The sequence below is a fragment of the Pseudomonas sp. rhizo25 genome (genome assembly GCF_031931935.1).
GTDB classification, from domain to species: domain Bacteria; phylum Pseudomonadota; class Gammaproteobacteria; order Pseudomonadales; family Pseudomonadaceae; genus Aquipseudomonas; species Aquipseudomonas synxantha.
This window is the reverse complement of sequence record NZ_JAUJXA010000003.1, coordinates 15,877-29,982: the sequence shown is the minus strand read 5'-3', so window position 1 is coordinate 29,982 and position 14,106 is coordinate 15,877. Positions and strand designations below refer to the sequence as shown.

General features: G+C 62.2%; 12 protein-coding genes. 6 read left to right on the top strand and 6 right to left on the bottom strand.

What is annotated here, in order from left to right; genetic code table 11:
* The first annotated feature begins 18 nt into the window (after window positions 1-18).
* The 6 genes from QZR30_RS07225 to QZR30_RS07200 all read left to right on the top strand — a co-directional run bounded on the left by QZR30_RS07225 (window position 19) and on the right by QZR30_RS07200 (window position 8,990).
* Complete coding sequence (locus tag QZR30_RS07225) at window positions 19-1,422, top strand: sigma-54 interaction domain-containing protein (protein WP_046068488.1); 1,404 nt, start codon at window positions 19-21, stop codon at window positions 1,420-1,422.
* Window positions 1,423-1,703: 281 nt separating this feature from the next.
* Window positions 1,704-3,095, top strand: coding sequence for a GntP family permease (locus QZR30_RS07220; RefSeq protein ID WP_311903102.1), 1,392 nt, complete (start codon window positions 1,704-1,706; stop codon window positions 3,093-3,095).
* Window positions 3,096-3,102: 7 nt separating this feature from the next.
* Entirely contained in the window at window positions 3,103-3,876 is a 774-nt protein-coding gene (locus QZR30_RS07215) for a 3-hydroxybutyrate dehydrogenase (RefSeq protein ID WP_046068490.1), read from the top strand.
* Between the two features lie 162 nt (window positions 3,877-4,038).
* Window positions 4,039-5,994 carry an acetoacetate--CoA ligase gene (locus tag QZR30_RS07210; RefSeq protein WP_311903101.1) on the top strand — a complete coding sequence of 652 codons (1,956 nt, stop codon included), beginning with the start codon at window positions 4,039-4,041 and terminating at the stop codon, window positions 5,992-5,994.
* 139 nt (window positions 5,995-6,133) lie between these two features.
* A complete protein-coding gene (locus QZR30_RS07205; RefSeq protein ID WP_046068492.1) occupies window positions 6,134-8,671 on the top strand; it encodes a PAS domain-containing hybrid sensor histidine kinase/response regulator in 2,538 nt (845 codons plus the stop codon).
* 43 nt (window positions 8,672-8,714) lie between these two features.
* On the top strand, window positions 8,715-8,990 hold the full coding sequence (locus QZR30_RS07200; RefSeq protein WP_003174397.1) for a peptidylprolyl isomerase: 276 nt from the start codon (window positions 8,715-8,717) through the stop codon (window positions 8,988-8,990).
* 120 nt (window positions 8,991-9,110) lie between these two features.
* Here the strand turns inward: QZR30_RS07200 and QZR30_RS07195 are convergent, their stop codons facing one another.
* The 6 genes from QZR30_RS07195 to QZR30_RS07170 all read right to left on the bottom strand — a co-directional run bounded on the left by QZR30_RS07195 (window position 9,111) and on the right by QZR30_RS07170 (window position 14,099).
* Window positions 9,111-10,016: a sugar kinase gene (locus QZR30_RS07195; RefSeq protein ID WP_046068493.1), complete on the bottom strand. Its 906-nt coding sequence runs from the start codon at window positions 10,014-10,016 to the stop codon at window positions 9,111-9,113.
* A 108-nt stretch (window positions 10,017-10,124) separates the two neighbouring features.
* Window positions 10,125-11,333 carry an amino acid deaminase gene (locus QZR30_RS07190; protein WP_059397891.1) on the bottom strand — a complete coding sequence of 403 codons (1,209 nt, stop codon included), beginning with the start codon at window positions 11,331-11,333 and terminating at the stop codon, window positions 10,125-10,127.
* Between the two features lie 9 nt (window positions 11,334-11,342).
* On the bottom strand, window positions 11,343-12,107 hold the full coding sequence (locus tag QZR30_RS07185; RefSeq protein WP_046072489.1) for an IclR family transcriptional regulator: 765 nt from the start codon (window positions 12,105-12,107) through the stop codon (window positions 11,343-11,345).
* Between the two features lie 145 nt (window positions 12,108-12,252).
* The gene (locus QZR30_RS07180; RefSeq protein ID WP_005788829.1) at window positions 12,253-12,642 is read right to left on the bottom strand and encodes a RidA family protein; all 390 of its coding nucleotides are present in this window, start codon (window positions 12,640-12,642) and stop codon (window positions 12,253-12,255) included.
* Window positions 12,643-12,657: 15 nt separating this feature from the next.
* On the bottom strand, window positions 12,658-13,440 hold the full coding sequence (locus QZR30_RS07175) for an amino acid ABC transporter ATP-binding protein (protein WP_059397892.1): 783 nt from the start codon (window positions 13,438-13,440) through the stop codon (window positions 12,658-12,660).
* Window positions 13,437-14,099, bottom strand: a complete 663-nt coding sequence (locus tag QZR30_RS07170) for an amino acid ABC transporter permease (RefSeq protein ID WP_311903100.1) — start codon at window positions 14,097-14,099, stop codon at window positions 13,437-13,439. Before QZR30_RS07170 ends, QZR30_RS07175 begins: the two co-directional genes overlap by 4 nt.
* Window positions 14,100-14,106: the final 7 nt, after the last annotated feature.

Sequence of the window (14,106 nt, the reverse complement as noted above, 5' to 3'; positions counted from 1 at the left end):
TAACAGGATTCTGCCTCCATGAGCACTAGCCTCAAGGACTACCAGCAAGTCCGCGGCCTGGCCATCCAGTCGCTGTTCGAGATCATCGAGCAGTCCAGCGAAGGCACGGTCATCGTCGACCGCGATGCGAATATCGTCTGGATGAACGAGCGCTATGCCAAGCGTTTCGGCCTCAAGAGGGCCGATGAAGCCATCGGCCAGCCCTGCGAACAGGTGATTTCCAACAGCCTGTTGCGCCAGGTGGTGCGCAACGACCAGCCGATCCTGCTGGATATCCAGGACACACCCAAAGGGCCGCTGGTGGTGATGCGCCTGCCGATCCACGACGATGCCGGCGCGGTCATCGGCGCGATTGGCTTTGCGCTGTTCGATGAGCTGCGCAACCTGTCGCCGCTGATCGAGCGCTACCTGAGCATGCAGCAGGAGCTGGCTTCGACGCGCTCGCTGCTGCGTTCGCGGCAAAGCAAATACAACTTCGCGCACTTTATCGGCACCAGCGCCGCCAGCCTCGAGGTCAAGCGCCGGGCGCGGCGCAGTGCGAGCGCCGAGTCACCGGTGTTGCTGCTGGGGGAGACCGGCACCGGCAAGGAACTGCTCGCCCAGGCCATCCACGGCGCGTCACCGCGGGCGCACAAAGCCTTTGTGAGTATCAACAGCGCGGCGATTCCCCATGACCTGCTCGAGGCCGAGTTCTTCGGCACCGCCCCCGGCGCGTTTACCGGCGCCGACCGCAAGGGCCGCCCCGGCAAGTTCCAAATCGCCCAGGGCGGCACACTGTTCCTCGACGAAATCGGCGACATGCCGCTGCCGCTGCAAAGCAAACTGCTGCGGGTATTGCAGGAAAAGGAATTCGAACCGGTGGGTTCCAACGAGATGCTGCACAGCGATGTGCGGGTGATTGCTGCCACGTCCATGGACCTGGAAGCCGCGATCAAGCGCGGCGAGTTCCGTGCGGATTTGTACTACCGCCTCAATGTACTGCCCATTCAAGTGCCGCCGTTGCGCGAGCGCCTGGAAGATATACCGGCGCTGAGCGAGGCGATTCTCGAAGAGCTGCGCAGCCAGCATGAGCTTGATCGTGATGCCTTGGCGTTGTTGGCCCAGCATGCGTGGCCGGGGAATATCCGCGAACTGCGCAATGTGTTGGAGCGGGCGGCGTTGTTGAGTGATGACCTGGTATTGAACGCCAGTGAGATTCGCGCAGCGATTGGCACGTTCAGCCCGGTGGCCCGTGGCACGGTGGCGGCGGTCGAGGATGAAACGTTCGCGGCGGCGCGGGAGCGGTTTGATCGGCAGGTGATTGGTGCGGCGTTGAGGATGTGCGAAGGCAATGTGGTGGAGGCCGCCAAGCGGTTGGGGCTGGGGCGGTCGACCCTGTACAAGAAAATGGTAGCGCTGGGCCTCACCCATTCTCCAAATTGAGACAGCATTCTCAATAAAAAGACAATCCAATGTGGGAGGGGACTTGCTCCCGATAGCAGTGTGTCAGGCTGAGCATCTGTACCTGACCCACTGCTATCGGGAGCAAGCCCCCTCCCACATTAGGTAATTGTTTGTCTCCAAATAGAGATAAAATTTCAAAGTGCTGTTAAAGATCCTGAAAATATTGTTGTTTTTCAATTAGTTAAAAACATGGCACACATCTAGCTATAGCCTCTCTCACCGCTTCACCCACAACAATAACAATCCGATGGAGACACACCATGAGTGTGATCATTGCCCTGGCCGCGCTCGCGCTGCTGATGCTGGCGGCCTACCGTGGCTATAGCGTTATCCTGTTTGCCCCCATTGCCGCCCTTGGTGCGGTGCTGCTCACCGACCCGTCCGCCGTGGCCCCTGCCTTTACCGGGGTGTTCATGGAAAAGATGGTGGGCTTTATCAAGCTGTATTTCCCGGTGTTCCTGCTTGGCGCGGTGTTCGGCAAGCTGATCGAGTTGTCGGGTTTCTCACGTTCCATCGTCGCCGCTGCGATCCGATTGCTGGGCACGCGCCAGGCGATGCTGGTCATCGTGCTGGTCTGCGCCCTGCTCACCTACGGCGGCGTGTCGCTGTTCGTGGTGGTGTTTGCGGTGTACCCGTTCGCGGCGGAGATGTTCCGCCAGAGCAATATTCCCAAGCGCCTGATCCCGGCGACCATTGCCCTTGGCGCGTTCTCGTTCACCATGGACGCCCTGCCCGGCACGCCGCAGATCCAGAACATCATCCCCAGCACCTTCTTCAACACCACTGCCTGGGCCGCACCGTGGCTGGGGTTGATCGGCACGATCTTTGTGTTCTGCGCCGGCATGCTCTACCTGGCGCGCCAGCGCAACAAGGCCCAGCGAGCCGGCGAAGGCTATGGCACCGAGCTGCGTAACGAGCCGGAGACGGCTGAAAACCTCACCCTCCCCAACCCCTGGATCGCGCTGTCGCCGCTGATCCTGGTGGGGGTGATGAACCTGCTGTTTACCCACTGGATCCCGCAGTGGTACGGCAAGACCCACAGCCTCAGCCTGCCGGGCATGAGCGCGCCGGTGACCACCGATATCGCCAAGCTCACCGCCATCTGGGCGGTGCAGGCGGCCTTGTTGGTGGGGATTATCATGGTGTTGGTGTTCGGCTTCTCGGCGATCAAAAGCAAGCTGGCCGAAGGCAGCAAGAGCGCGGTGAGCGGTGCCTTGCTCGCCGCCATGAACACCGCTTCGGAATACGGCTTTGGCGCGGTGATCGCCTCATTGCCAGGCTTTCTGGTGCTGGCGGACTGGCTCAAGGGCATCCCCAACCCGTTGGTCAACGAAGCGATTACCGTGACCTTGCTGGCCGGTATTACCGGTTCGGCTTCCGGCGGCATGAGCATCGCCCTGGCGGCGATGTCCGAGAGCTTTATTTCGGCGGCCCACGCGGCCAATATCCCCCTTGAAGTGCTGCACCGGGTCGCGGCCATGGCCAGCGGCGGCATGGACACCCTGCCCCACAACGGCGCGGTGATCACCCTGCTGGCGGTCACCGGGCTGACCCACCGCGAGGCCTACAAGGACATTTTTGGCATCACCATCATCAAGACCCTCGCGGTGTTCGTGGTGATCGGTACTTTCTACGCCACTGGCATTGTGTGAGGTTTTCATGACGACTTTGAATGGCAAGACCGCCCTGGTCACCGGCTCCACCAGCGGCATCGGCTTAGGCATAGCCTTGAGCCTGGCCAAGGCCGGTGCCAGCCTGATCCTCAATGGCTTCGGCGACGCCAGCGCGGTGATCGCCCAGGTGCAGGCGTTTGGCGGCAAGGTCGGGCACCACCCGGCAGACGTCAGCGACCCGGCGCAGATTGCCGACATGTTCGCCTACGCCGAGCGCGAGTTCGGCGGCGTCGACATCCTGGTCAACAACGCCGGCATCCAGCATGTGGCGGCGGTGGAAGACTTTCCAGTGGAACGCTGGGACTCGATCATTGCCATCAACCTGTCCTCGGTGTTCCACAGCACACGCCTGGGCTTGCCGGGCATGAAGGCCAAGGGCTGGGGGCGCATCGTCAACATCGCCTCGGTGCACGGCCAGGTCGGCTCAGTGGGCAAGGCCGCGTATGTGGCGGCCAAGCATGGGGTGATTGGCCTGACCAAGGTGGTGGGTTTGGAGACTGCCACCAGCAACGTGACCTGCAACGCCATCTGCCCGGGCTGGGTGCTGACGCCGTTGGTGCAGAAGCAGATTGACGACCGGGTGGCCACGGGGGTCGACCCGCAGCAGGCGCAGCAGGATTTGCTCGCGGAGAAACAGCCGTCTCTGGAGTTTGTGACGCCGTCGCAGTTGGGCGAGCTGGTGTTGTTTTTGTGCAGTGAGGCTGGCAGTCAGGTACGTGGCGCCGCCTGGAATATCGACGGCGGCTGGCTGGCCCAATAACCCTCCCAGACACCGGAGATCAAAATGTGGGAGGGGGCTTGCTCCCGATAGCGGTGGTTCAGTTACAGACGTTTGCCTGACACACTGCTATCGGGAGCAAGCCCCCTCCCACATTGGAACTCTATTGTTTGGAAGACCGATACAAGAACAAGAGATTTCGCTATGTCCGACATCCTCTGGCAACCCTCCCCCGAACGCATCGCCAACACGCGGATGGACCAGTTCCGGCGCTTTATCAACGATCGCCACGACCTGCAGCTTGGCGACTACCCCGCCCTGCACCAATGGAGCATCGACCAGCGCCCGGACTTCTGGCAGGCGATTGTCGCGTTCTTCGACGTGCAATTTCGCAGCCCACCCACCACGGCCCTGGTCGAGGGCGCTGAAATGCCCAGCGCCCAATGGTTCCCCGGCGCGACCCTGAACTTTGCCGAACACTTGTTGCGCCGCCGCGACGATCACCCCGCCGTGGTGGCCATCAGCGAGGACGGCCAGCGCGAACAACTGAGCTATGCCGAACTGGCCGCCCACGTCGCCGGCCTGCAACGCAGCCTGCGGGCGGCAGGTGTGGGCATCGGCGACCGGGTGGCGGCGTGCATGCCCAACACCTGGCAAACCCTGGTGGGCATGCTGGCTACCACCAGCCTTGGTGCAATCTGGTCATGCTCCTCGCCGGACTTCGGCACCCAGGGCGTGATCGACCGCTTCGGCCAGATCGAACCCAAGGTGCTGATCACCTGCGCCGGCTACCGCTATGCCGGCAAGGCCATCGACCAGAGCGCCAAGCTCAATGAAATCCTCGAACGCCTGCCGTCCCTGCAACAGTTGATCATCGTGCCCTACACCCAGCCTCAGGCGCGGGTCGGGGACTACCGCACCCAAGCCCGGGTCGCGCTGTGGAACGACTTTTACCAAGCCGGTGGCGAGCCCGAATTTGTCGCGGTGCCCTTCGATCACCCGCTTTATATCCTCTATTCCAGCGGCACCACTGGCGTACCCAAGTGCATCATCCATGGTACCGGCGGCGTGCTGCTCACCCACCTCAAGGAGCACGGCCTGCATGCCGACCTCGGCCGCGAGGACTGCCTGTTCTACTACACCACCTGCGGCTGGATGATGTGGAACTGGCTGGTGTCGGTGCTGGCGCTCGGGGCCACCGCGGTGCTGTACGACGGCTCACCGTTTCATCCCGGCCCTGAGCGCTTGATCGACCTGATCGATGCGGAAAAAATCAGTGTGTTCGGCACCAGCCCCAAGTTCCTTGCGACCCTGGAGAAAGCCGGGTTGCAACCGCGCCTGAGCCACGACCTGAGCAGCCTCAAGGGCCTGATTTCCACCGGCTCGCCGCTGTCGCCCCAGAGTTATGACTATGTGTACCGCGAGATCAAGGCCGAGCTGTGCCTGTCGTCGATGTCCGGCGGTACCGATATCGTCTCCTGCTTTGTGATTGGCAATCCGGTACTGCCGGTGCGGCGCGGTGAGATGCAGTGCAAGAGCTTGGCCATGGCCATTGAAGTATGGGACGACCAGGGCCGACCACTGCTTGGGGAGAAAGGCGAACTGGTGTGCACCCGGCACTTTCCCGCCATGCCTATCGGCTTGTGGAACGACCCGCACCAGCAAAAACTACGCGCCTCTTATTTCAGCCAGTTTCCCGGTGTGTGGGCCCAGGGTGACTACGCCGAGCAACGCGCCAATGGCAGCCTCTTGATCCACGGGCGTTCGGACGCTGTGCTCAACCCCGGTGGCGTACGCATCGGCACCGCCGAGATTTATCGCCAGGTGGAAAAACTCCCCCAGGTGCTGGAAAGCCTCGCCATCGGCCAGCGCTGGCAGGACGATGTGCGCGTGGTGCTGTTTGTGCGTCTCGATGATGGAGTCGAGCTGGCTGAGGCGCTGCAACAGCAGATCCGCCAGGTGATCCGCGCCAATACCACACCGCGCCACGTACCGGCAAAGATCCTCGCTGTCACGGATATCCCCCGCACCATCAGCGGCAAGATCGTTGAATTGGCCGTGCGCAACGTGGTGCACGGGGAGCCGGTGAAGAACACCGATGCCCTGGCCAACCCCCAGGCGCTGGACCAGTTTCGCAATCGGGCTGAACTGGATTATTAGATGAAAGGTTTCAGCGCTGACGCAGCGTTTTGAAGAAAAACCCTCAAGACATGTTATTTTTCGGGGGTAGTCACCCGTTGTTATCCCTTGGGACAATGGGTGTTGTCATATTTCAAAGCGTCATGCTCAGGGCTTTTTCATGAATGGAACATCCACCGGTAGCGAAGCCGCTGCATTGATCAAGCGGCTGGACTGGGCGCAAAGCCCCCTCGGTGAGGCCACTGATTGGCCGCAGAGCCTGCGCACCGCCGTCGATATCGTCGTGCATTCCCCGATGCCGATGGTGCTGCTGTGGGGCCCGCAACTCACTCAACTCTACAACGACGCCTTTGCCCTGCTGGTGGGCAACAAGCACCCCGGCGCCCTTGGCCAGCCGGCGCACCATACGTGGCCGGAGCTGGAAAGCTTCGCCGGGCCGGTCTACGACGCGGTCCTCAGCGGCCAGGTGCGCACCTTCAGCGAGCAGCGCTTCGTGGTGCAACGCCAGGGCCGCGACACCGACATCTGGCTCGACTTGACCTACAGCCCGGTGCGCGATGAAAGCGGCCTGGTGGCCGGTATCCTGGTCACCGCCATCGAAACCAACGAGCGGCGCAGCAAAGCCCTCGAACTGCAGCAGCGCTCCGAAGAGAGCCTCAAGGCCCAGCACAGCACCGAGCAGCGCCTGCAACTGGCCCTGGCGGCGACCGATGCAGTAGGCACCTGGGATTGGGATATCGGCGAAGACCGCTTTATCGCCGACGCCCATTTCGCCCACCTGCATGGCGTCGACCCCAATGACGCCGGCCTGTTGCCCATCAGTGCCTACCTGCAAGGCGTGCACCCCGAAGACCGTGGCATGGTGGCGCGCAGCATCAAGCATTGCATCACCTTTGGCACCGAATACGCCGAGGAATACCGCCTGCTGCAAGCCGACGGCCAAGTGCGCTGGGTGTTCGCTCGTGGCCGCTGCTACAAGGATCAGCAGGGCCGCCCTGCGCGGTTCCTCGGCGCCGCGCTGGACCTCACCGAGCGCAAGCACACCGAACAGGCCCTGCGCCAAAGCCAGACCGAGCTGCAACTGATCATCAACGCCATGCCGGTGCTGATCGGTTATGTCGACCATGAGCAGCGCTTTCGCCTCAACAACAGCGCCTATCTCGACTGGTACGGTATGACCCCCCAGGAGCTGTACGGCAAGACCATCCGCGAAGTGCTCGGCGACGAGGTGTATGCCGGGCGCGCAGACAAGATCGAAGCCGCCCTCAACGGCAAGGCGTGCAGTTTCATGACCATCACGCCCCATCGCGACGGTCGCCCGCGCCACGCGCTGATGAAGTACCTGCCGCGCTTCAGCAACGACGGCTCGGTCAATGGTTTCTACATCTTTGTGATTGATGAGACCGAACGCAAGCTCACCGAAGAAGCGCTGCGCCATCTCAACGAAAACCTTGAAGAACGCGTGGCCCAGCGCACCCAGGCCCTGGCCGAAGCCAACCAGCGCCTGCAAAACGAGATGTTCGAGCGCGAGCGCGCCGAAGATGCCTTGCGTCACGCGCAAAAGATGGAAGCGGTGGGCCAGCTCACTGGCGGTATCGCCCATGACTTCAACAATATGCTCACCGGCATCATCGGCAGCCTCGACCTGATGCAACGCTACATCGCCGCCGGACGCAGCGACGATATCGGCCGCTTTGCCGACGCCGCCGTCGCCTCCGCCCACCGTGCCGCGGCCCTCACCCATCGCCTGTTGGCGTTCTCGCGGCGCCAGTCGCTGGACCGGCGCCCCACCGATCCCAACCAGCTGGTGGCGTCCCTGGAAGACCTGTTCCAGCGCACCAAGGGCGCGCATATCACACTCAATGTGCGATTGGGCAAGGACATCTGGCCGGTGAACACCGACGCCAGCCAACTGGAAAACGCCCTGCTCAACCTGGTGATCAACGCCCGCGATGCCATGCCCGATGGCGGCGAGTTGCTGATCGAAACCGCCAACAGCTATTTGGACGGCACCGACATCACCACCCTGGAGCCGGTCAAGGCCGGCGACTATGTGATGCTCGGCGTGAGCGACAATGGCAGCGGCATGGCGCCGAAAATCCTCGCCAAGGCCTTCGATCCATTCTTCACCACCAAGCCCATCGGCCAAGGCACCGGCCTGGGATTGTCGATGATCTATGGATTTGCCCAGCAGTCTGGAGGCCATGTAACCATCCAGAGCGAACCGGGCCAGGGCACCTGTGTGCGCCTGTACCTGCCACGCCTGTATGGCACCGCGCTGGAAAGCAACCTGCCCGCCAGCCTGGCCGAAGCCCCCGTGGCCCAGGCCGGTGAAGCCGTGGTGGTGGTCGAGGACGACCCGGCGGTGCGCATGCTGGTGGTCAACGTGCTCAATGAGCTGGGCTATACCGCCCACCAGGCGGCGGATGCCCGCGCGGCGCTGCCGCTGCTGGAGTCGGACCTGCGCGTCGACCTGCTGGTGACCGACGTCGGCCTGCCGGGCATGAACGGTCGGCAACTGGCAGAAATCGCCCGCCAGCATCGCCCGGGCCTGCGGGTGTTGTTCATGACCGGTTATGCCGAGAAAGCCGCTGAGCGCCAAGGCTTCCTGGAAGACGGCATGGACATGGTGGCCAAGCCGTTTTCCATCGACCTGCTGGCCACTAAAATCCGCAGCATGCTCGGCGTCGAGACATGAGTTCAGGCATAATCGCGCGCCGTCGCACAGCTGGTAGAGACCAATGAAAGCCCAAGCCCGTCATATTCTGGTGAAAACCAGCGAAGAAGCCGAACAGCTCAAACAGCGCATTGCCAAGGGCGAAGCCTTTGATGTGCTGGCCAAGAAGTACTCCACCTGCCCGTCGGGCAAGCGCGGCGGCGACCTGGGTGAAGTGCGGCCAGGGCAGATGGTGGGGGCAATTGATGCGGTGATCTTCAAGAAGCCGGTGAAGGTGGTGCATGGGCCGATCAAGAGCAAGTTCGGGTATCACCTGGTGCAGGTGTTTTACCGGGACTGATGGGCTTGGCTTTCAGCCCTCATCGGGGCAAGCCCCCTCCCACACTTGCCCCTGTTCCAACTGAAGGAATGCAGTCTAATGTGGGAGGGGGCTTGCTCCCGATCCGCCCCAGGCGGCCATTCACCTCGGTATCAAAGCCCCCGACACCTGAATCACCCGACTCGCCAACCGATGCCCCGCCAAGGCAGCCTCTTGCGGCGACTCACCTTTAAGCCGCCCAGCCAAATACCCCGCACTGAACGAATCCCCCGCCGCCGTGGTGTCCACCACCTTCTCCACCTTCAACGCCGGCACCACGAAACGCTCCCCCGCACAACGAATCAGACAGGCGTCCGCCCCACGCTTGAGCACCACCTCTGCAATCGATGGATACGCCGAAAACACCTGCTCGCTGTCCTGATAGCCAAACAACGCAAACTCGTCATCCTCGGTCAACAAGGCGATATCCACTTCGGCCAGCACCTTGCTATAAGCCTCACGGGCCGCTGCGACATCAGCCCACAGCCGTGGCCGGTAATTGTTGTCGAACACCACCCTGCCACCCCGACGGCGGGTTTGCACCAAGGTTTGCAGCAGGCGCCCGCGCCCCATCGCTCCCAACACCGCCAGGGTAATGCCGCTGAAATACACCACGTCATAATCCGGCAGCGCCGCCAGTATCGGCTCGGCCGCCGGCGTGGTGAAGCAGTCGCGCACCGCCGCTTCGTTGCGCCAATACAGAAATTTGCGCTCGCCATTGGCATCGGTCTGGATGCAATACAAGCCCGGCAGGCGTCCGGGCAGGCGCTGGACCATGCCCAGGCCAACGCCCTCTTCGTGCCATTGCTGGCACATGGCATCGCTGAAACTGTCATCGCCCAGGGCGGTGACATAGTCGACGCTGCCGGCCTCGCCCAGTTCGCGGCGCAGGTACACCGCCGTGTTCAGGGTGTCGCCACCGAAGCTCTGATGCAGGCTACCGTCGGCGCGGTGTTGCAGTTCGATCATGCATTCGCCGATAAGGGCGATACGCGGTTGGTTGGTCATGGCTGCGGTCTCGGTGGGGCTGATGGCCTCATCGGGGGCAAGCCCCCTCCCACAGGGGAACGCATTCCAAATATGGGAAGGGCTTGCCCCCGATAGGAGCGACTCGGTCTAGAAACAGGTACGCAGGGACTCGACCACCTGCAACTGCTCATCCACCAGGCAGCCCAGCTGCCATTTGTCGAAGGTCAGGCAAGGGTGGGAAGTACCAAACGAAATAATGTCGCCAATGCGCAACTCAACCCCCGGTGCCACGGTCATGAACGCATGCTGGTCCATCACCGCCGTGACCTTGCAGGCACTCACATCATCGCCTTGGGCCGGCACAATCCCGGCCTTGTAGCGCTTGAGCGGCACCGGCAAACCGGCGTCATAAGCCACATCGCGCTTGCCCAGGGCAACCACCGCAAAGCCCGGCTCCGGCAGCGACTGCACATGGGCCCAGACTTCCAGCGCCGGGCGCAGGCCTTCGTTGAGGTCGCTGCGGCGCTCGAGCACACAGCACTGGGCTTCTTTGTAGATACCATGGTCATGGGCCACATAGCTGCCGGGGCGCAACACACTGAGGAAACGCCCGGCGGCATTCTGCGCTTCGAACGACTCGGCGATCAGGTCGTACCAGGCCGAGCCCGAGGCCGTGACGATCGGCTTGGGCAGGTCGAACAGGCCGTTGTCTTGCAAGTCCACCGCCAGGCGCACCAGGCTGGCGGCGAAGTCACGAATGCCGCTGATGGCATGCTCACCGTGGATCACCCCTTCGTAGCCTTCGATACCGGTCAGGCCCAGCGCGGGCTGGGCCTTGATTGCCTTGGCCAGCTCGCGCACCTCCTGCTCGCTACGGCAACCGCAACGGCCGCCGACCACGCCGTACTCGATCATCACGTTCAGGCGCAGGCCACGGGCGGCGAAGAACAGTCCCAGGTCGGCGACGTTATCCGGGTGATCGACCATGCAATGGAAGTCGAAATCCTTGTCGGCCAGTAGCTCGGCGATCAACGCCATGTTCGGCGCGCCCACCAGTTGGTTGGCCATCAGCACGCGACGCACGCCACCGGCGTAGGCGGCACGGGTCTGCACGGCGCTGGCCAGGGTGATGCCCCAGGCGCCGGCGCTGAGCTGGCGCTGGAACAGCGCGGGCATCATGCTGGTCTTGCCGTGGGGCGCCAGCTCAGCGCCGCTGCGGCTGACAAAGTCCTGCATCCAGCGAATGTTGTGTTCCAGGGCGTCGCGGTGCAGCACCAGGGCCGGCAGGCTGACGTCGCGGACCAAGTGGGCACCGATAGCGGCGGCGCCTTTTTCAACGGCATTGAGGGCAGACATGGAAAACTCCTATTCGTTGATACGCCGGGCCAGGCTGTTGGCGCTGTCGATCAGCACCCGGCGATAGTCGTGGTAGTTTTTGCTGGCATCGGCCCGGGGGGCGACGATGCACAGGGTCGCAATGCTGACGCCCTGGGCGTCCCGCACCGGGGCGGCAAAGCAATGGGTAAAGGTATCGGCCACACTGTCGAAGGAAAAAAAGCCATCGAGGGTGGCCTGGCGGATCTGTGCCAGGAAGATGTGCAACGGCAGGCGCTGGCCGTCCGGCAGGATAAAGTCGTCGGGGTCGATCAGGTCGATGATCTGCTGGTCGCTCAAATGCCCGAGCAGCAGGCGCCCGGAAGCGGTCCACGGGATCGGCGCGTTTTCACCGATATCCGAAGAAATCCTGAAATGCCGCTGGCCCTCGCGCATCAGCGCCACCGTGTATTTGCGCCCATTGAGCAAGCACATCTGCGCGGTTTCGTGGGTCTGGCTGACGATGTCCTGCAGGGCATGGTCGGCCTCGCGGGTCAGGTCGAAGTGGCGCAGGTGCGCCTGGCCGAGAAAATACAGCTGGCGGCCCAGATACACGTGACCGTCCTTGCCCACGGTCTCCAAAATGCGCCGTTCGAGCAACGAAGCGACCAGCTCATAGACCGTTGATTTTGGGCTGCCGATGCCGCTGGCAATGTCATTCGGGCGCAGGGGCTGGCCGATCTCCTTGAGAAAATCAAGGATATCGAACGCACGGTCCAGGCCTTTGGCGCGGCGCTTGATGAGGTCTTCGGTCATGGCGGACTCGGTCCCGAGTGGTATGAAGTCTTCTGTAGGAGCGAGCTTGCTGGCGAAAAACTTCAGGACAACGCGTTCATACAGAATACCCGCGTCATCATTGACGATCTTCGCGAGCAAGCTCGCTCCTACAGGGTTTGAATATTCAGCCCTTTTTCTTGTAGGCCACGCAATCGATCTCGACCTTGCAATCGACCATCATATTGGCCTGCACACAGGCCCGCGCCGGGGCGTGTTCCGGGGTGAAGTATTCGCCGAAGACCTTGTTGAAACTCCAGAAGTCCCGTGGATCTTCCAGCCACACGCCCACGCGCACAACATCCTTGAGCTCATAGCCGGCTTCTTCGAGGATCGCCACCACGTTGCGCATGGTCTGCCGGGTTTGCTCGACGATGCCGCCACTGATGATTTCGCCATCCACCGCCGGCACCTGGCCCGACACATACAGCCAGCCATCGGCCTCCACCGCACGTGCGAACGGGCGTGGCTGGCCACCACCTGCGGTGCTGCCGGTACCGTAACGAGTAATGCTCATAAAAGTTGCTCCTTGTTAAAAACGAATGTTCTTTAAAAATTCCGCCAGTCGCGGCGACTGCGGCCGCTCGAAGATATCTTTGGCGGTACCCTGCTCTTCAATGCGGCCCTGGTTCATGAAGACGACCTGGTCCGAAACTTCATAGGCAAAGCGCATTTCGTGGGTGACCAGCAACATGGTCATGCCCTCTTCCGCCAGCCCCTTGATCACGCTGAGCACTTCGCCCACCAGCTCCGGGTCAAGGGCCGAGGTGACTTCGTCGAACAGCATCAGGCTGGGGTTCATCGCAATCGCACGGGCAATCGCCACACGCTGTTGCTGGCCGCCGGAAAGCTGGCCGGGGAAGTGATTGCGGCGCTCCAGCAGGCCGACGCGCTCCAGCCATTTTTCCGCCAGGGCCACCGCTTCATCCTTGCCCATCTTCTTGACCTTGAGCAAGCCGAGGGTGACGTTCTGCAGCGCGGTCAGATGCGGGAACAGGTTGAATTGCTGGAACGCCATGCCGGTCATTGCGCGGTGCTGGGCAATCACGCGCTCCGGATGGCGCACGCGCTTGCCGCCGACCTCGCGGTAGCCGATGGACTCGCCATCCAGGGTGATCTGCCCGCCCTGGAATTCTTCCAGCAAGTTCACGCAGCGCAGCAAGGTGGTCTTGCCCGAGCCGCTGGAGCCGATCAAGGTCACTACATTGCCGCGCTGCATGGACAGGTCCACGCCCTTGAGCACTTCCACCTCGCCGTATTGTTTACGCAGCCCGCGAATAGCCAGCAGCGGTTGGTTGGTTTGAGCTTGGTTCATGGCAAGGCCACCCGCTTTTCAATGTAGCGCCCGAATAATTCAATGGCGTAGTTGATGACAAAGAACAGAAACCCGGCGAACAGGTAGAACTCCAGGGTCATGAAGGTGCGTGCGATCACCTGCTGGGTACTGAGCAGCAATTCAGCCACGCCGATCACCGACAGCAAGGTCGAGGCCTTGACGATTTCCGTGGAAGAATTGACCCAGGTCGGCAGGATCTGCCGCAGCGCCTGGGGCAACAGCACGTAGCCCAGGGACTGGTAAAACGTCAGGCCAATTGCCTTGCCTGCTTCCAGCTGTCCACGGGGAATGGCTTGCAGCGCGCCGCGCACGATTTCCGACACATGGGAGCCACAGAACAACGTGAGCCCAACCGCACCGGCCTGGAATGCGCTGATGTGCCAGCCGAGCGCCGGCAGCATGTAGAAACACGCCAGTACCAGCACAAACACCGGTGTGCCCCGGATCAAATCGACGTACAGGCGAAACGGCGCGCGCATCCAGAACTTGCCGTAGGTCAGGATCAACGCGGCGACGATGCCGATCAGGGTGCCAAAGATAATCGCCAGGGCCGACACGTATACACTGGCCTGGAAGCCGGCCCAGAGCGTATCGCGGGCGACCCATAATTCATGCAGCCAACTGGGGGATTCGTACATGGAAACC